We start from the raw sequence: 16,238 nt of genomic DNA, 5'->3' as shown, positions 1-16,238 counted from the left end.
CCCTTGCCTTAAAAGCTGCGCTGGTGTTCATCAAGTGGTCAGTGTACGCAGCAGGTTCTTGTAGTCCTCGCGGATGTCCGCGTCGGATTCCTTAAGTTCGTTGATCTTGCGGCAGGCGTGCAAAACTGTCGTGTGGTCACGCCCACCAAACACATCACCGATCTCCGGCAGGCTGTGGTTGGTCAGTTCCTTGGACAACGCCATGGCGACCTGACGTGGACGGGCGACCGAACGCGAACGACGTTTGGACAACAAATCCGAGATCTTGATCTTGTAGTACTCGGCGACGGTGCGCTGAATGTTATCCACAGAGACCAGTTTGTCTTGCAGCGCCAACAGATCCTTCAGGGACTCGCGAATCAGCTCGATGGTGATATCGCGACCCATGAAGTGCGAATGGGCGATCACGCGTTTGAGCGCACCTTCCAGTTCGCGGACGTTGGAGCGAATGCGTTGGGCAATGAAGAACGCCGCATCGTGTGGCAGTTCGACTTTGGCCTGGTCGGCCTTCTTCATCAGGATCGCTACACGAGTTTCCAGTTCCGGCGGCTCAACGGCCACCGTGAGGCCCCAGCCGAAACGGGACTTCAAGCGTTCTTCAAGGCCTTCGATTTCTTTCGGGTAGCGGTCACTGGTAAGAATGACCTGCTGGCCACCTTCAAGCAGGGCGTTGAAGGTGTGGAAAAATTCTTCCTGGGAACGTTCCTTGCGGGCGAAGAACTGAATGTCGTCGATCAGCAACGCATCCACCGAACGGTAGAAGCGCTTGAATTCGTTGATCGCGTTCAGCTGCAGGGCCTTGACCATGTCGGCCACGAAGCGCTCGGAATGCAGGTACACGACCTTGGCGTTCGGGTTCTTCTTTAATAGATGGTTACCCACAGCATGCATCAAGTGGGTTTTACCCAGACCTACACCACCATAAAGAAACAGCGGGTTGTAACCGTGCTTGGGGTTGTCCGCCACTTGCCAGGCCGCGGCCCGGGCCAGTTGGTTGGACTTACCCTCAACGAAGTTCTCGAAGGTAAAGGTGCGGTTCAGGTAGCTGGTGTGCTTGAGCGCGCCTTCAACCTGGACAGTACGTTGCTCGGCGCGAACCGGAGCCTGCTGCGAACTGGCACCGGCCATGGGGTCGAAGCTGTCTCGAGAAGGCTCAAGCTCGGTGACTTCAGCAGTTTTTTGCGTTGCACGCTTGGCGGGTGTTGCAGGTGCAGCCACAGGAGCTGCTGCGGCCGCAGCAGCCTGAACCTGGGACGCCGCAGCGGCGGCCAGCGGCGCATTCGGCGCGGCGCGTGGAGCAGAGCTGCGTTTGCTGCCTATTAATAAGGAAAGCGCAGGCGCCATACCGTTGCCGTGCTCGTCGAGCAATTCCAGGACGCGACTCAGGTATTTCTCGTTGACCCAGTCCAGGACGAAACGATTGGGTGCATAGACACGCAACTCGTCGCCTTCGGCTTCGACCTGTAGTGGACGGATCCAAGTGTTGAATTGTTGGGCAGGCAGCTCATCGCGCAAAAGCTCCACGCACTGCTGCCAAAGTTCCACTGACACGGATATCCCCTAAGTTGAAAGCCGGTGAGGCAAAAACAAGCGGCCATTGTAACGGCCAGACGCCGACTTATCCACACGTAGGTGAGTCATGCACCGAGAAGAATCAAGGTTTTGAACGCCTAAAAGACGACCAATGGTCTGTGCATAAGCTCTGTGGATAACCACCTCTAAGCTCATTGCACAAGTGGGGGCGAAACTCGGTGGATAACCTGCCTGTGGATAAAGCCCGTTTTCACCCACAGGTTTTCCGAGGGTGCAGCACAGGCTGAACACGGTTTTCCACTGTAGTTGTCATTCTCTGTACAGCTTGTAGAACAAGGGCTGAAGTTAGTTATCCACAGATGTTGGCGGCCCTAGTCTTTATAAGCTTTACAGAAAAGCTTTAAATACTCTCCTTCTTTATTTTTATGTTTGGCGAAGGGTCGAGGGCCGGAAAAACCTCTGGAGATCTATTTATAAGGAAACGTTGGTTGGAAATTGACCTAGAGGCTTGCTTTCTCTAGAATCCCCGGTCTCTTAAAACGGGGGCCATTCCGGCCCGTTGTGGACGAACCAGGTAACACGACAATGAAACGTACTTTCCAACCAAGCACTATCAAACGCGCTCGTACCCACGGTTTCCGTGCTCGCATGGCTACCAAGAACGGTCGTGCCGTTCTGTCGCGTCGTCGCGCCAAAGGTCGTGCGCGTCTGGCAGTTTGATAAGCCGGCACTGGAGGTGAGTCAGGACTTCAGTCGGGAAAAGCGTCTGCTTACTCCCCGGCATTTCAAGGCAGTCTTTGACTCCCCTACCGGCAAGGTACCGGGGAAAAATCTCCTGCTCCTTGCGCGCAACAACGATCTTGATCACCCCCGTCTCGGGCTGGTTATCGGGAAAAAGAGCGTAAAGCTCTCCGTCGAGCGCAATCGCCTCAAACGTCTGATGCGCGAATCGTTTCGCCTGAACCAGGATTTGCTGGTCGGCTGGGACATCGTTATCGTCGCGCGCAAAGGTTTGGGTGACGTAGAAAACCCCGAATTGATTCAGCATTTCGGCAAACTCTGGAAGCGTCTGGCACGCAGCACGCCGGTACCAGCAGTCAAAACCGAAACTGTAGGGGTAGACAGTCCAGATGCGTAAACTGGCACTCGTTCCGATCCAGTTTTATCGCTACGCCATTAGTCCCCTGATGGCCAGTCACTGTCGTTTCTACCCCAGTTGTTCCTGCTACGCGTTAGAAGCCATTGAAAATCATGGCCTTCTTCGCGGTGGCTGGCTGACCTTTCGTCGTTTAGGTCGCTGTCATCCGTGGAATCCCGGTGGTTATGACCCGGTTCCATCTATCCCTACCTCCCGTTCTTCTTCGATGGCCGAGTAATCATGGATATCAAACGCACGATCCTGATCGTCGCCCTGGCAATCGTGTCCTACGTTATGGTTCTTAAATGGAACCAGGACTATGGCCAGGCTGCCCTGCCGACTCAGAATGTTGCTTCCAGTACGACCGCACCGGGCCTCCCGGATACGGCCACTGGCAATAAAGCGTCCGTCAGTGACGACATTCCACACGCCGCAAACGATACCAGCGCGCCTGCCGAAACTCCGGTTGCTGCAAGCACCGACCTCATCCAGATCAAAACGGATGTGCTCGATCTGGCCATCGATCCACAAGGTGGTGATGTTGCCCAACTGAGATTGCCGCTGTATCCACGTCGTCAGGACCATCCGGAAATTCCATTCCAGCTGTTCGACAACGGCAACGAGCGGACCTATCTGGCGCAAAGTGGCCTGATTGGCAGCAACGGCCCGGATGCTAGTCCTACCGGTCGTCCGGTTTACTCGGCGGAGAAGAAGGTTTACCAACTGGCTGATGGCCAGGACCAATTGGTCGTGGACCTGAAGTTCAGCAAGGACGGCGTCAATTACATCAAGCGTTTCACCCTGAAACGCGGCCTGTATGACGTAACCGTTTCCTATCTGATCGACAACCAGAGCGCACAGCCCTGGTCCGGTGCAATGTTCGCGCAATTGAAGCGTGACGCCAGCTCCGATCCGTCTTCCAGCACCGCCACCGGTACCGCCACTTACCTGGGCGCTGCCCTGTGGACAAGTTCGGAGCCGTACAAGAAAGTGTCCATGAAGGACATGGACAAGGCTGCGCTTAAAGAAACCGTCACCGGAGGCTGGGTTGCCTGGTTGCAACACTACTTCGTGACCGCGTGGATTCCGGCGAAGGGCGAAAACAACGTCGTTCAGACCCGTAAAGACAGCAAAGGCAACTACATCATCGGTTACACCGGTCCTTCGTTGACCGTTGCTCCGGGTGCCAAGGCTGAAACCAGTGCTGTGCTGTACGCCGGTCCGAAAAGCCAGGCTGTCTTGAAAGAGTTGTCCCCAGGTCTGGAACTGACTGTCGACTACGGCATCCTGTGGTTCATTGCGCAACCGATCTTCTGGCTGCTGCAACACATCCACGCGATTGTGGGTAACTGGGGCTGGTCGATCATCTTCCTGACCATGCTGATCAAGGGGATCTTCTTCCCGCTGTCGGCTGCCAGCTACAAATCCATGGCGCGCATGCGTGCAGTGGCGCCAAAACTGGCTGCGCTGAAAGAGCAACATGGCGATGACCGGCAGAAAATGTCGCAAGCCATGATGGAGCTGTACAAGAAAGAGAAGATCAATCCGCTGGGTGGTTGCTTGCCAATCCTCGTGCAGATGCCGGTATTCCTTTCGCTGTACTGGGTTCTGCTGGAAAGCGTTGAAATGCGCCAAGCGCCGTTCATGCTGTGGATTACCGACCTGTCGATCAAGGATCCGTTCTTCATTCTGCCGATCATCATGGGTGCAACCATGTTCATCCAGCAGCAGTTGAACCCGACTCCACCGGATCCGATGCAGGCCAAGGTGATGAAGCTGATGCCAATCATCTTCACCTTCTTCTTCCTGTGGTTCCCGGCTGGTCTGGTGCTGTACTGGGTAGTGAACAACTGCCTGTCGATCGCCCAACAGTGGTACATCACTCGTAAGATCGAAGCCGCCGCCAAAGCGACTGCCTGACTTACACTGTGGGTAACCACTCAAAACGCCCCCTAGTGGGGCGTTTTGCTATCTGTCACTTTTGTCTGGATACCGGTTTATGAGCGCTCCTCGTGAAACCATTGCCGCCGTCGCCACCGCTCAAGGTCGGGGTGGTGTAGGCATCGTTCGTATTTCCGGGCCGTTGGCCAGCGTTGCGGCCGAGGCCTTCAGCGGTCGCGAACTCAAGCCGCGGTTCGCACACTATGGTCCGTTCCTCGGTGAAAACGACGAGGTGCTCGATCAGGGCATCGCGCTGTATTTTCCCGGGCCCAACTCGTTCACTGGCGAAGATGTCCTGGAATTACAGGGTCACGGTGGCCCGGTCGTCCTGGATATGTTGCTTCAGCGCTGCCTCGGACTGGGCTGCCGTCTGGCCCGGCCGGGGGAATTCAGTGAGCGTGCGTTCCTGAACGACAAGCTCGACCTGGCCCAGGCCGAAGCCATCGCCGACCTGATCGAAGCCAGTTCTGCACAGGCGGCTCGCAACGCATTGCGCTCCTTGCAGGGCGCTTTTTCGGCACGTGTGCATAACCTCACGGAACAACTGATAGGCCTGCGGATTTATGTCGAAGCGGCGATCGATTTCCCGGAAGAGGAAATCGACTTCCTGGCCGATGGCCACGTACTGAGCATGCTCGACAAAGTGCGCGATGAGTTATCCACCGTGATGCGAGAAGCTGGACAGGGTGCCTTGCTGCGCGACGGCATGACCGTGGTTATCGCCGGTCGTCCGAATGCTGGTAAATCCAGCCTGCTCAATGCCCTGGCCGGCCGTGAAGCGGCCATCGTCACCGAGATCGCCGGCACCACGCGGGACGTCCTTCGCGAACATATCCACATCGATGGCATGCCGCTGCACGTGGTGGATACCGCCGGGCTGCGCGATACCGATGACCATGTGGAAAAAATTGGTGTGGAGCGGGCATTGAAAGCCATCGGCGAGGCCGATCGGGTACTGCTGGTCGTCGATGCAACCGCGCCGGAAGCGCTCGATCCTTTCGCGCTATGGCCCGAGTTCCTCGAAACTCGCCCGGATCCTGCGAAAGTCACGTTGATCCGTAACAAAGCCGACCTCACAGGCGAATCCATGGCCCTGGAAGTCAGCGATGACGGACACGTCACCATCAGCCTCAGCGCCAAGTCTGCAGGGGTTGGCCTGGAGTTGCTGCGCGACCACCTGAAGGCCTGCATGGGCTACGAACAGACCTCGGAAAGCAGCTTCAGCGCTCGCCGGCGCCACCTGGAAGCACTGCGTCATGCCAGTGCATCCCTTGAGCATGGCCGCGCCCAATTGACCCTGGCGGGTGCCGGCGAACTTCTGGCCGAGGATTTGCGCCAGGCTCAGCAGTCGCTGGGCGAAATCACCGGTGCATTCAGCTCCGATGACTTGTTGGGGCGAATCTTTTCCAGCTTCTGCATCGGAAAATAGTCCTTCTGCCATTCACAGACAGGCCGTTCTGGCCTGTCTGCCTCCTCCATTTCCAAAACACCCCTCCAGTGCCGAGCAGATTTTTCCGCTTGAGCGGTTTTTCCCTGCCTGAATTTCCTTCGTTCGACGCTTTTCTGTGGATTAAGCCCTGTTAATAACCCCGGCTAAGGGCAGTTGATAACAGGGCCTCAAAACTGAAGATAACCACCCCTGTGGATAAGCACCTCATTCATCCACAGGCTTAAACCGGTTATCCAAGGGCCTCATTGGCACATGACCACAGGGTTTTGAATCTCTGTACACAACGGATTTAAAGGGATATAGCAATCTATCCACAGAAAGGCCGGTCAGTAGAAATAAACATAAAAACAAAGATTTAATAAATTTCTCTCTTTTTAATTTCTATAACCGCCACTTTTCCACAGCTGGTTAAATTTTGTGCAAAGGGTTCTTTAGGAAGGGCGAAGTCCCTATACTTGTCGACCAGGTCCAAAAACCTGAGCTCAAACTATTCCTGAATTACCTACTTAAGCAGGCACGAGGTGCGTGGTGGATTTCCCTTCCCGTTTTGAAGTGATCGTCATCGGCGGCGGTCATGCCGGTACCGAGGCAGCACTGGCCTCAGCACGTATGGGGGTCAAGACCCTGTTGCTGACGCATAACGTGGAAACCCTCGGTGCCATGAGTTGCAACCCGGCCATTGGCGGGATCGGCAAAAGCCATCTGGTCAAGGAAATCGACGCCCTCGGCGGTGCGATGGCCATTGCTACCGATAAAGGCGGCATCCAGTTTCGCGTCTTGAATAGCCGCAAAGGCCCAGCCGTGCGTGCAACCCGCGCTCAGGCGGATCGGGTTCTGTACAAGGCGGCCGTACGCGAAATCCTGGAAAACCAGCCGAACCTGTGGATATTTCAACAGGCTGCAGACGACCTGATCGTCGAGCAGGAACAAGTGCGCGGTGTCGTTACCCAAATGGGCCTGCGTTTCCTGGCCGATTCGGTGGTATTGACCACCGGTACGTTCCTCGGTGGACTTATCCACATCGGTTTGCAGAACTTTTCTGGCGGACGCGCCGGTGATCCGCCATCGATCGCGCTGGCTCACCGTCTGCGTGAACTGCCGTTGCGTGTCGGTCGGTTGAAAACCGGTACTCCACCGCGTATCGACAGCCGGTCTGTGGACTTTTCGGTAATGACCGAACAACCGGGCGATACACCGATCCCGGTGATGTCGTTCATGGGCAACAAGGAACAGCATCCACAGCAAGTCAGTTGCTGGATTACCCACACCAACGCGCGCACCCACGAAATCATTGCCGCGAACCTCGACCGTTCGCCGATGTATTCCGCGGCGGGTGAAATCGAAGGCATCGGCCCGCGTTACTGCCCGTCGATCGAAGACAAGATCCATCGTTTTGCCGACAAGCAAAGCCATCAGGTCTTCATCGAACCGGAAGGTCTGACGACAAACGAGCTGTATCCGAACGGAATCTCCACGTCCTTGCCGTTCGACGTGCAATTGCAGATCGTGCAATCGATCCGCGGCATGGAAAACGCACACATCGTGCGTCCGGGCTACGCCATCGAATACGATTACTTCGACCCGCGTGACCTGAAGTACAGCCTGGAAACCAAAGTCATCGGCGGTCTGTTTTTTGCCGGGCAAATCAATGGCACCACCGGTTACGAAGAGGCCGGCGCCCAGGGTTTGCTGGCCGGGACCAACGCCGCACTGCGAGCCCAAGGAAAAGATGCCTGGTGTCCGCGTCGCGACGAAGCCTACATCGGTGTGTTGGTCGACGACCTGATTACCCTCGGGACCCAGGAACCGTACCGGATGTTCACATCCCGTGCCGAATACCGCCTGATCCTGCGCGAAGACAACGCTGACCTGCGTTTGACCGAAAAAGGCCGCGAATTGGGTCTTGTCGATGACGTGCGTTGGGCAGCGTTCTGCAAAAAACGCGAAAGCATCGAGTTGGAAGAGCAGCGTCTGAAAAGTACCTGGGTACGGCCAGGCACCGAACAGGGCGACGCGATCGCCGAAAAATTCGGCACGCCACTGACCCACGAATACAACTTGCTGAATCTGCTGAGCCGTCCGGAAATCGACTACGCTGGTCTGGTCGCCGTGACCGGTGGCGGCGCAGAAGATCCACAGGTTGCCGAGCAGGTCGAAATCAAGACCAAATACGCCGGCTACATCGATCGCCAGCAGGATGAAATCGCGCGCCTGCGGGCCAGCGAAGACACCAAGTTGCCTGTGGATATCGATTACACGAACATTTCCGGCCTGTCCAAAGAGATCCAGAGCAAGCTCGGCGCGACCCGTCCAGAAACCTTGGGTCAGGCATCACGCATCCCGGGCGTGACACCGGCAGCCATTTCCCTGTTGATGATTCATCTGAAAAAACGCGGCGCGGGCCGTCAGTTGGAGCAAAGCGCTTGAGTTCGTTGGTCACCCCGCAACACGCAGAAGAGTTATCCACAGGCGCTCGCCAGCTCGGTGTCGCTCTGACCGAAACCCAGCATGCACAGCTGCTGGGTTATCTGGCCCTGTTGATAAAATGGAACAAGGCCTACAACCTCACCGCCGTGCGCGATCCCGATGAAATGGTGTCCCGTCATTTGCTCGATAGCCTGAGCGTGATGTCGTTCGTCGAAAACGGTCGCTGGCTTGATGTTGGGAGCGGCGGCGGCATGCCGGGCATTCCCTTGGCCATCCTGTTTCCCGAGTCGCAAGTGACCTGCCTGGACAGCAACGGCAAGAAAACCCGCTTCCTGACCCAGGTCAAACTCGAGCTGAAACTGGATAACCTGCAAGTTATCCACAGTCGCGTCGAAGCGTTCCAGCCTGCACAGCCATTCAACGGGATCATCTCCCGGGCCTTCAGCAGCATGGAAAACTTCAGCAACTGGACGCGCCACCTCGGTGACACCGATACACGCTGGCTGGCAATGAAGGGCGTTCATCCCGCCGATGAGCTGGTAGCATTGCCGACAGACTTCCACCTCGATAGCGAACACGCCCTGGCCGTTCCTGGTTGCCAAGGCCAACGCCATCTGCTGATACTGCGCCGCACGGCATGATTGGGAACACAAGCAAGAATGGCTAAGGTATTCGCGATTGCGAACCAAAAGGGTGGTGTGGGCAAGACCACCACCTGTATCAACCTCGCAGCATCCCTGGTCGCAACCAAGCGTCGGGTATTGCTGATCGATCTCGATCCACAGGGCAACGCCACCATGGGTAGCGGTGTGGATAAACACGGCCTGGAAAACTCGGTCTATGACCTGTTGATCGGTGAATGCGATCTGGCCCAGGCCATGCATTTCTCCGAACACGGCGGTTACCAGCTGTTGCCGGCCAACCGGGACCTGACCGCGGCCGAAGTGGTTCTGCTGGAAATGCAGATGAAGGAGAGCCGTCTGCGCAGTGCGTTGGCGCCGATCCGTGAAAACTACGATTACATTTTGATCGACTGCCCGCCGTCATTGTCGATGCTGACCTTGAACGCACTGGTTGCCGCCGACGGGGTAATTATCCCCATGCAGTGCGAGTACTTCGCACTCGAAGGCTTGAGCGACCTTGTGGATAACATCAAGCGCATCGCCGAGCTGCTCAATCCGAACCTCAAGGTCGAAGGCCTGTTGCGTACGATGTACGACCCGCGCCTGAGCCTGATGAACGATGTCTCGGCCCAGCTCAAGGAACACTTCGGCGATCAGCTGTACGACACGGTCATTCCGCGCAACATTCGCCTGGCCGAAGCGCCGAGTTACGGCATGCCGGCCCTGGCCTACGACAAATCATCGCGCGGCGCCGTGGCCTATCTGGCCCTGGCGGGCGAAATGGTCCGTCGCCAACGCAAAAACTCACGCATCGCCGCTGCTCAGGCAACTTAAGGAATCCCCATGGCCGTCAAGAAACGAGGTCTCGGACGTGGACTGGATGCACTGCTGAGTGGTCCGAGTGTCAGCGCACTTGAAGAACAGGCGGTGCAGGCCGATCAGCGAGAGCTGCAGCACCTGCCGCTGGACCTGCTGCAGCGCGGCAAGTACCAGCCGCGTCGGGATATGGATCCCCAGGCGCTCGAAGAGCTGGCGCAATCGATCAAGGCACAGGGCGTGATGCAGCCGATCGTGGTGCGGCCGATCGGTAGCGGTCGCTACGAAATCATTGCCGGCGAACGCCGCTGGCGCGCCAGCCAGCAAGCTGGCCAGGAAACCATTCCGGCGATGGTGCGCGATGTACCGGATGAAACCGCAATTGCCATTGCGCTGATCGAGAACATCCAGCGCGAAGACCTCAATCCGATCGAAGAAGCGGTGGCCTTGCAGCGCCTGCAGACGGAATTCCAGCTGACCCAGCAACAAGTCGCCGAAGCCGTGGGCAAGTCCCGGGTAACCGTGGCTAACCTGCTGCGCCTGATTTCGTTGCCGGAAGTCATCAAGACCATGCTTTCCCACGGCGACCTGGAAATGGGTCATGCCCGTGCATTGCTCGGTTTGCCGGACAATCAACAGGTTGAAGGGGCGCGACATGTTGTCGCACGCGGGCTGACCGTGCGCCAGACTGAAGCACTGGTTCGCCAGTGGTTGAGTGGCAAACCGGAGCCTGTGGAACCCTCCAAACCGGACCCGGATATTGCCCGCCTGGAACAGCGCCTGGCCGAGCGCCTAGGCTCTGCGGTGCAGATCCGCCACGGGAAGAAGGGAAAGGGGCAACTGGTCATTGGTTACAATTCTTTGGATGAACTTCAGGGCGTGCTCGCACACATCCGCTGAAACAATTCCTTATGTAGCGCGCAGTCGGAAATCACTACCTGACAGTTGAATAGGGGCAGAACCGCCCCTATACTCTGCGCGCATTTTGTCGGCACAAATTATGCCAAGTTATTGAATTCTGGCAGCCGACCATTGGAGAGCAATAGTGATGGAAACCCGCACGCCAAACCGCTTGCCCTTCCATCGCCTGGCAGTTTTTCCGGTGTTAATGGCTCAATTTGTCGTTTTGCTGATTGCTGCTTTGGCGCTCTGGCAATGGCATGGAGTCGTTGCCGGGTACTCGGGACTTTGCGGAGGCCTGATAGCCTTGCTGCCCAATGTTTATTTCGCTCACAGGGCATTTCGGTTTTCCGGCGCCCGAGCAGCCCAGTCCATCGTCCGGTCTTTTTATGCCGGCGAGGCGGGCAAACTGATTTTGACGGCAGTGCTGTTTGCACTGGTGTTCGCAGGTGTGAAGCCACTGGCACCGATTGCAGTATTCGGTGTCTTCGTGCTGACTCAGTCAGTCAGCTGGTTCGCTCCCCTGCTGATGAGAACAAGACTTTCGAGACCTTAGGGCGTTTGAGGCAACCATGGCAGAAACAACCGCTTCGGGCTATATCCAGCACCACTTGCAGAACCTGACCTTCGGTCAGCACCCTACCGGCGGCTGGGGCTTTGCCCACACCGCAGCAGAAGCCAAGGAAATGGGCTTCTGGGCTTTCCACGTCGATACCCTCGGCTGGTCGGTCGCATTGGGTCTGATCTTCGTTCTTCTTTTCCGCATGGCGGCCAAGAAAGCGACTTCCGGTCAACCAGGTGCTTTGCAGAACTTCGTTGAAGTATTGGTCGAATTCGTCGATGGCAGCGTGAAAGACAGCTTCCATGGCCGTAGCCCGGTGATTGCACCGCTGGCACTGACCATCTTCGTCTGGGTGTTCCTGATGAACGCCGTCGACCTGGTACCGGTCGACTGGATTCCTCAGCTGGCCATCCTGATCTCCGGCGATGCACACATCCCGTTCCGCGCCGTGTCGACTACCGACCCGAACGCGACCCTGGGCATGGCGTTCTCGGTTTTCGCACTGATCATCTTCTACAGCATCAAGATCAAGGGCTTCGGCGGCTTCATCGGCGAACTGACCCTGCACCCGTTCGGCAGCAAGAACATCTTCGTTCAAGCCCTGCTGATCCCGGTGAACTTCCTGCTGGAATTCGTGACCCTGATCGCCAAGCCGATCTCCCTGGCTTTGCGTCTGTTCGGCAACATGTATGCCGGCGAGCTGGTGTTCATTCTGATCGCTGTGATGTTCGGCAGCGGCCTGCTCTGGCTTAGTGGCCTGGGCGTTGTTCTGCAGTGGGCGTGGGCTGTGTTCCACATCCTGATCATCACCCTGCAGGCGTTCATCTTCATGATGCTGACCATCGTTTACCTGTCGATGGCGCACGAAGAAAACCATTAAGACCAGTCTCGACTAGTCTGATGTCCCTCCCGGTCAAACGGGAGGGTGCTCCTCACGGGGCATCTGAAACGATTTGTTTTACCGCTTTAAATTAAAAAAACCTAAACCATACGACGTAAAAGTCGGGAGGAAAGATGGAAACTGTAGTTGGTCTAACCGCTATCGCTGTTGCACTGTTGATCGGCCTGGGCGCACTGGGTACCGCAATTGGTTTCGGCCTGTTGGGCGGCAAGTTCCTGGAAGGCGCAGCGCGTCAGCCAGAAATGGTTCCAATGCTGCAAGTTAAAATGTTCATCGTTGCCGGTCTGCTCGACGCCGTAACCATGATCGGTGTTGGTATCGCTCTGTTCTTCACCTTTGCGAACCCGTTCGTTGGTCAAATCGCTGGCTGATTACTCGGATCTTCCGGGTAATTTGGTGTGATGGACAACGTAACTGCGAGGTGTTGGCGTGAACATTAATGCGACCCTGATTGGCCAGTCCGTTGCGTTCCTGATTTTTGTACTGTTCTGCATGAAGTTCGTATGGCCTCCGGTCATTGCGGCATTGCATGAACGTCAAAAGAAGATCGCTGATGGTCTGGACGCTGCCAGCCGTGCAGCTCGCGACCTGGAGTTGGCCCAAGAGAAAGCGGGTCAGCAACTGCGCGAAGCGAAAGCTCAGGCAGCTGAAATCATCGAGCAAGCCAAGAAACGCGGTAATCAGATTGTTGAAGAGGCTGTTGAAAAAGCCCGTATCGACGCTGACCGTGTGAAGGTTCAGGCTCAGGCCGAGATCGAACAGGAACTGAACAGTGTCAAAGACGCGCTGCGTGCCCAAGTGGGCTTGCTGGCAGTCGGCGGCGCCGAGAAGATCCTGGGTGCCACAATCGATCAAAACGCGCACGCAGAGCTGGTTAACCAACTGGCTGCTGAAATCTAAGCGAGGGCGATCATGGCAGAACTGACCACGTTGGCCCGACCTTACGCTAAGGCGGCCTTCGAGCACGCTCAGGCCCACCAGCAACTGGCCAATTGGTCAGCCATGCTCGGCCTGGCGGCAGCGGTATCGCAAGACGATACCCTGCAGCGCGTGCTCAAGGCCCCGCGACTGACGAGCGCAGAAAAGGCCGCCACGTTCATTGACGTGTGCGGCGACAAGTTCGATGCCAAGGCACAGAATTTCATCAACGTCGTTGCCGAAAACGACCGTCTCCCGCTGTTGCCGGAGATCTCCGCTCTGTTCGACCTGTACAAGGCCGAGCAAGAGAAGTCGGTAGACGTTGAAGTGACCAGTGCATTTGCATTGAACCAAGAACAGCAAGACAAACTCGCCAAGGTTCTCAGTGCACGACTCAACCGGGAAGTGCGCCTGCAAGTTGCGGAGGATGCCGCCCTGATAGGTGGTGTCGTAATCCGCGCCGGCGACCTGGTTATCGATGGCTCGATTCGCGGCAAAATCGCGAAACTTGCCGAAGCATTGAAATCTTGAGTTTGAAGGGGCAGCAGAGCAATGCAGCAACTCAATCCTTCCGAAATAAGTGAAATTATCAAGGGCCGCATCGACAAGCTCGATGTGACCTCCCAAGCCCGTAACGAAGGCACTGTCGTCAGCGTATCTGACGGTATCGTGCGGATTCACGGTCTAGCCGACGTAATGTACGGCGAGATGATCGAGTTTCCGGGCGGCGTCTACGGTATGGCCCTCAACCTGGAGCAAGACTCCGTAGGTGCCGTTGTACTGGGCGCTTACCAGTCTCTGGCTGAAGGCATGAGCGCCAAGTGCACCGGCCGCATCCTCGAAGTTCCGGTTGGTAAGGAACTGCTGGGTCGCGTAGTCGACGCACTGGGTAACCCTGTTGACGGCAAAGGTCCACTGGGCAACACCGAGACCGACGCGGTCGAGAAAGTTGCTCCAGGCGTGATCTGGCGTAAGTCGGTAGACCAGCCTGTACAGACTGGCTACAAGGCTGTCGATGCCATGATCCCTGTCGGCCGTGGCCAGCGTGAGCTGATCATCGGTGACCGTCAGATCGGTAAAACCGCTCTGGCGATCGACGCGATCATCAACCAGAAGAACAGCGGCATTTTCTGCGTCTACGTAGCCATTGGTCAGAAACAATCGACCATCGCCAACGTGGTTCGCAAGCTGGAAGAAAACGGCGCCCTGGCCAACACGATCATCGTGGCTGCCAGTGCTTCGGAATCTCCTGCGCTGCAATTCCTGGCACCGTACTCCGGTTGCACCATGGGTGAATTCTTCCGCGACCGCGGTGAAGACGCGCTGATCGTTTATGACGATCTGTCCAAGCAAGCAGTGGCTTACCGCCAGATTTCCCTGCTGCTGCGCCGTCCACCAGGCCGTGAAGCTTACCCAGGCGACGTGTTCTATCTCCACTCCCGTCTGCTGGAGCGCGCATCCCGCGTTTCGGAAGAGTACGTAGAGAAGTTCACCAACGGCGCAGTGACCGGCAAAACCGGTTCCCTGACCGCACTGCCGATCATCGAAACCCAGGCTGGCGACGTTTCCGCGTTCGTTCCGACCAACGTGATTTCCATCACCGACGGTCAGATCTTCCTGGAATCGGCCATGTTCAACTCGGGCATCCGCCCTGCAGTGAACGCCGGTGTTTCGGTATCCCGTGTGGGTGGTGCCGCTCAGACCAAGATCATCAAGAAGCTGTCCGGTGGTATCCGTACCGCTCTGGCTCAGTACCGTGAACTGGCGGCATTCGCCCAGTTCGCTTCTGACCTGGACGAAGCGACCCGTAAGCAACTTGAGCATGGTCAGCGCGTTACCGAGCTGATGAAGCAGAAGCAATACGCCCCAATGTCGATCGCTGACATGGCGTTGTCGCTGTATGCCGCTGAGCGTGGGTTCCTGACTGACGTCGAAATCACCAAGGTCGGCAGCTTTGAACAAGCGCTGATTGCTTACTTCAACCGCGATCACGCCGAATTGATGGCGAAGATCAACGTGAAGGGTGACTTCAATGACGATATCGACGCTGGCATGAAAGCCGGTATCGAGAAGTTCAAGGCCACCCAAACCTGGTAAGCCGCAGCGGGAGCCGCAAGGCTCCCGCTTGCTAACCTGATAGGTGTTACATGGCAGGCGCAAAAGAGATTCGCAGTAAGATTGCGAGCATCAAAAGCACGCAAAAAATTACCAGCGCCATGGAAAAAGTGGCGGTCAGCAAAATGCGCAAGGCACAAATGCGCATGGCTGCTAGCCGTCCTTATGCGGAGCGCATCCGCCAGGTTATTGGGCATCTGGCCAACGCCAACCCGGAATACCGCCACCCGTTCATGATCGACCGCGAAATCAAGCGTGTTGGTTATGTCGTAGTGAGCAGTGACCGTGGTCTGTGCGGTGGCTTGAACACCAACCTGTTCAAGGCCCTGGTCAAGGACATGGCGGTAAACCGCGAGAAAGGCGTCGAGATTGATCTGTGTGTAGTGGGTAGCAAGGGTGCGGCCTTTTTCCGCAACTTCGGCGGTAACGTCGTAGCAGCTATCAGCCACCTGGGTGAAGAGCCGTCGATCAACGACTTGATCGGTAGCGTCAAAGTGATGCTGGATGCCTACCTGGACGGCCGTATTGACCGCCTGTCCGTGGTGTCCAACAAGTTCATCAACACCATGACGCAGCAGCCTACCGTGGAGCAATTGATTCCACTGGTGGCAACCCCGGATCAAGACCTCAAGCATCACTGGGACTATCTCTACGAACCGGATGCCAAAGAGCTGCTTGACGGCTTGATGGTCCGCTACGTTGAGTCGCAGGTCTACCAGGCGGTGGTCGAGAACAACGCGGCTGAACAAGCTGCGCGGATGATCGCGATGAAGAACGCTACCGACAACGCCGGTGATTTGATCAGCGATTTGCAGCTGGTCTACAACAAGGCGCGTCAGGCTGCGATCACCCAAGAGATCTCGGAAATCGTCGGCGGCGCTGCCGCGGTTTAACGGTTCAAATATTCAGAGGAT

The 16,238-nt window shown here is 56.7% G+C and carries 17 protein-coding genes; 16 read left to right on the top strand and 1 reads right to left on the bottom strand.

The genetic code is table 11. The features are described 5' to 3' along the window. Window positions 1-30 precede the first annotated feature (30 nt). Window positions 31-1,551 (bottom strand): chromosomal replication initiator protein DnaA, encoded by a 1,521-nt coding sequence (gene dnaA / locus PMI35_RS05265; RefSeq protein ID WP_008064622.1) that lies wholly within the window; start codon window positions 1,549-1,551, stop codon window positions 31-33. Between the two features lie 567 nt (window positions 1,552-2,118). Between dnaA and rpmH the strand changes: the two genes are divergently transcribed. The 16 genes from rpmH (at window position 2,119) to atpG (ending at window position 16,217) form a co-directional block, all read left to right on the top strand. Beyond that, the gene (gene rpmH, locus PMI35_RS34240; protein ID WP_003213577.1) at window positions 2,119-2,253 is read left to right on the top strand and encodes a 50S ribosomal protein L34; all 135 of its coding nucleotides are present in this window, start codon (window positions 2,119-2,121) and stop codon (window positions 2,251-2,253) included. A gap of 16 nt (window positions 2,254-2,269) precedes the next feature. Continuing rightward, window positions 2,270-2,671, top strand: coding sequence for a ribonuclease P protein component (gene rnpA, locus PMI35_RS34235; RefSeq protein ID WP_197677877.1), 402 nt, complete (start codon window positions 2,270-2,272; stop codon window positions 2,669-2,671). Continuing rightward, window positions 2,664-2,909: a membrane protein insertion efficiency factor YidD gene (gene yidD / locus PMI35_RS34230; protein ID WP_080725322.1), complete on the top strand. Its 246-nt coding sequence runs from the start codon at window positions 2,664-2,666 to the stop codon at window positions 2,907-2,909. Before rnpA ends, yidD begins: the two co-directional genes overlap by 8 nt. Window positions 2,910-2,911: 2 nt before the next feature. Next, entirely contained in the window at window positions 2,912-4,591 is a 1,680-nt protein-coding gene (gene yidC, locus PMI35_RS05270) for a membrane protein insertase YidC (protein ID WP_008064617.1), read from the top strand. A gap of 79 nt (window positions 4,592-4,670) precedes the next feature. Further along, on the top strand, window positions 4,671-6,041 hold the full coding sequence (mnmE, locus tag PMI35_RS05275; RefSeq protein ID WP_008064615.1) for a tRNA uridine-5-carboxymethylaminomethyl(34) synthesis GTPase MnmE: 1,371 nt from the start codon (window positions 4,671-4,673) through the stop codon (window positions 6,039-6,041). 549 nt (window positions 6,042-6,590) lie between these two features. Further along, window positions 6,591-8,489 carry a tRNA uridine-5-carboxymethylaminomethyl(34) synthesis enzyme MnmG gene (mnmG, locus tag PMI35_RS05280; protein ID WP_008064613.1) on the top strand — a complete coding sequence of 633 codons (1,899 nt, stop codon included), beginning with the start codon at window positions 6,591-6,593 and terminating at the stop codon, window positions 8,487-8,489. Then, on the top strand, window positions 8,486-9,130 hold the full coding sequence (rsmG, locus tag PMI35_RS05285) for a 16S rRNA (guanine(527)-N(7))-methyltransferase RsmG (protein WP_008064612.1): 645 nt from the start codon (window positions 8,486-8,488) through the stop codon (window positions 9,128-9,130). The genes mnmG and rsmG overlap by 4 nt, the downstream gene beginning before the upstream one ends. A gap of 18 nt (window positions 9,131-9,148) precedes the next feature. Then, complete coding sequence (locus PMI35_RS05290; protein ID WP_008064610.1) at window positions 9,149-9,946, top strand: ParA family protein; 798 nt, start codon at window positions 9,149-9,151, stop codon at window positions 9,944-9,946. 9 nt (window positions 9,947-9,955) lie between these two features. Then, on the top strand, window positions 9,956-10,828 hold the full coding sequence (locus tag PMI35_RS05295; RefSeq protein WP_008064607.1) for a ParB/RepB/Spo0J family partition protein: 873 nt from the start codon (window positions 9,956-9,958) through the stop codon (window positions 10,826-10,828). 148 nt (window positions 10,829-10,976) lie between these two features. Continuing rightward, the gene (locus PMI35_RS05300; RefSeq protein ID WP_008064605.1) at window positions 10,977-11,384 is read left to right on the top strand and encodes a F0F1 ATP synthase subunit I; all 408 of its coding nucleotides are present in this window, start codon (window positions 10,977-10,979) and stop codon (window positions 11,382-11,384) included. Between the two features lie 16 nt (window positions 11,385-11,400). Further along, window positions 11,401-12,270, top strand: coding sequence for a F0F1 ATP synthase subunit A (atpB, locus tag PMI35_RS05305; protein WP_008064603.1), 870 nt, complete (start codon window positions 11,401-11,403; stop codon window positions 12,268-12,270). A gap of 134 nt (window positions 12,271-12,404) precedes the next feature. Continuing rightward, window positions 12,405-12,662, top strand: a complete 258-nt coding sequence (atpE, locus tag PMI35_RS05310; protein ID WP_003097235.1) for a F0F1 ATP synthase subunit C — start codon at window positions 12,405-12,407, stop codon at window positions 12,660-12,662. A 58-nt stretch (window positions 12,663-12,720) separates the two neighbouring features. Then, window positions 12,721-13,191, top strand: a complete 471-nt coding sequence (locus PMI35_RS05315) for a F0F1 ATP synthase subunit B (protein ID WP_008064601.1) — start codon at window positions 12,721-12,723, stop codon at window positions 13,189-13,191. 12 nt (window positions 13,192-13,203) lie between these two features. After that, entirely contained in the window at window positions 13,204-13,740 is a 537-nt protein-coding gene (locus tag PMI35_RS05320) for a F0F1 ATP synthase subunit delta (RefSeq protein ID WP_008064599.1), read from the top strand. Window positions 13,741-13,761: 21 nt separating this feature from the next. Continuing rightward, window positions 13,762-15,306, top strand: coding sequence for a F0F1 ATP synthase subunit alpha (atpA, locus tag PMI35_RS05325; protein ID WP_008064597.1), 1,545 nt, complete (start codon window positions 13,762-13,764; stop codon window positions 15,304-15,306). 50 nt (window positions 15,307-15,356) lie between these two features. Further along, window positions 15,357-16,217 (top strand): F0F1 ATP synthase subunit gamma, encoded by an 861-nt coding sequence (gene atpG / locus PMI35_RS05330; RefSeq protein ID WP_008064595.1) that lies wholly within the window; start codon window positions 15,357-15,359, stop codon window positions 16,215-16,217. Window positions 16,218-16,238: the final 21 nt, after the last annotated feature.

This window comes from Pseudomonas sp. GM78 (assembly GCF_000282475.1).
Lineage (GTDB): Bacteria > Pseudomonadota > Gammaproteobacteria > Pseudomonadales > Pseudomonadaceae > Aquipseudomonas.
This window is presented reverse-complemented; position numbering and strand designations above follow the sequence as displayed.

Excerpts from the sequence above, each read along its gene's own strand:
- rpmH (WP_003213577.1), top strand. The coding sequence starts at position 2,119 with ATGAAACGTACTTTCCAACCAAGCACTATCAAACGCGCTCGTACCCAC.
- yidD (WP_080725322.1), top strand. The coding sequence starts at position 2,664 with ATGCGTAAACTGGCACTCGTTCCGATCCAGTTTTATCGCTACGCCATT.
- yidC (WP_008064617.1), top strand. The coding sequence starts at position 2,912 with ATGGATATCAAACGCACGATCCTGATCGTCGCCCTGGCAATCGTGTCC.
- mnmE (WP_008064615.1), top strand. The coding sequence starts at position 4,671 with ATGAGCGCTCCTCGTGAAACCATTGCCGCCGTCGCCACCGCTCAAGGT.
- PMI35_RS05290 (WP_008064610.1), top strand. The coding sequence starts at position 9,149 with ATGGCTAAGGTATTCGCGATTGCGAACCAAAAGGGTGGTGTGGGCAAG.
- PMI35_RS05295 (WP_008064607.1), top strand. The coding sequence starts at position 9,956 with ATGGCCGTCAAGAAACGAGGTCTCGGACGTGGACTGGATGCACTGCTG.
- PMI35_RS05300 (WP_008064605.1), top strand. The coding sequence starts at position 10,977 with ATGGAAACCCGCACGCCAAACCGCTTGCCCTTCCATCGCCTGGCAGTT.
- atpB (WP_008064603.1), top strand. The coding sequence starts at position 11,401 with ATGGCAGAAACAACCGCTTCGGGCTATATCCAGCACCACTTGCAGAAC.
- atpE (WP_003097235.1), top strand. The coding sequence starts at position 12,405 with ATGGAAACTGTAGTTGGTCTAACCGCTATCGCTGTTGCACTGTTGATC.
- PMI35_RS05320 (WP_008064599.1), top strand. The coding sequence starts at position 13,204 with ATGGCAGAACTGACCACGTTGGCCCGACCTTACGCTAAGGCGGCCTTC.
- atpA (WP_008064597.1), top strand. The coding sequence starts at position 13,762 with ATGCAGCAACTCAATCCTTCCGAAATAAGTGAAATTATCAAGGGCCGC.
- atpG (WP_008064595.1), top strand. The coding sequence starts at position 15,357 with ATGGCAGGCGCAAAAGAGATTCGCAGTAAGATTGCGAGCATCAAAAGC.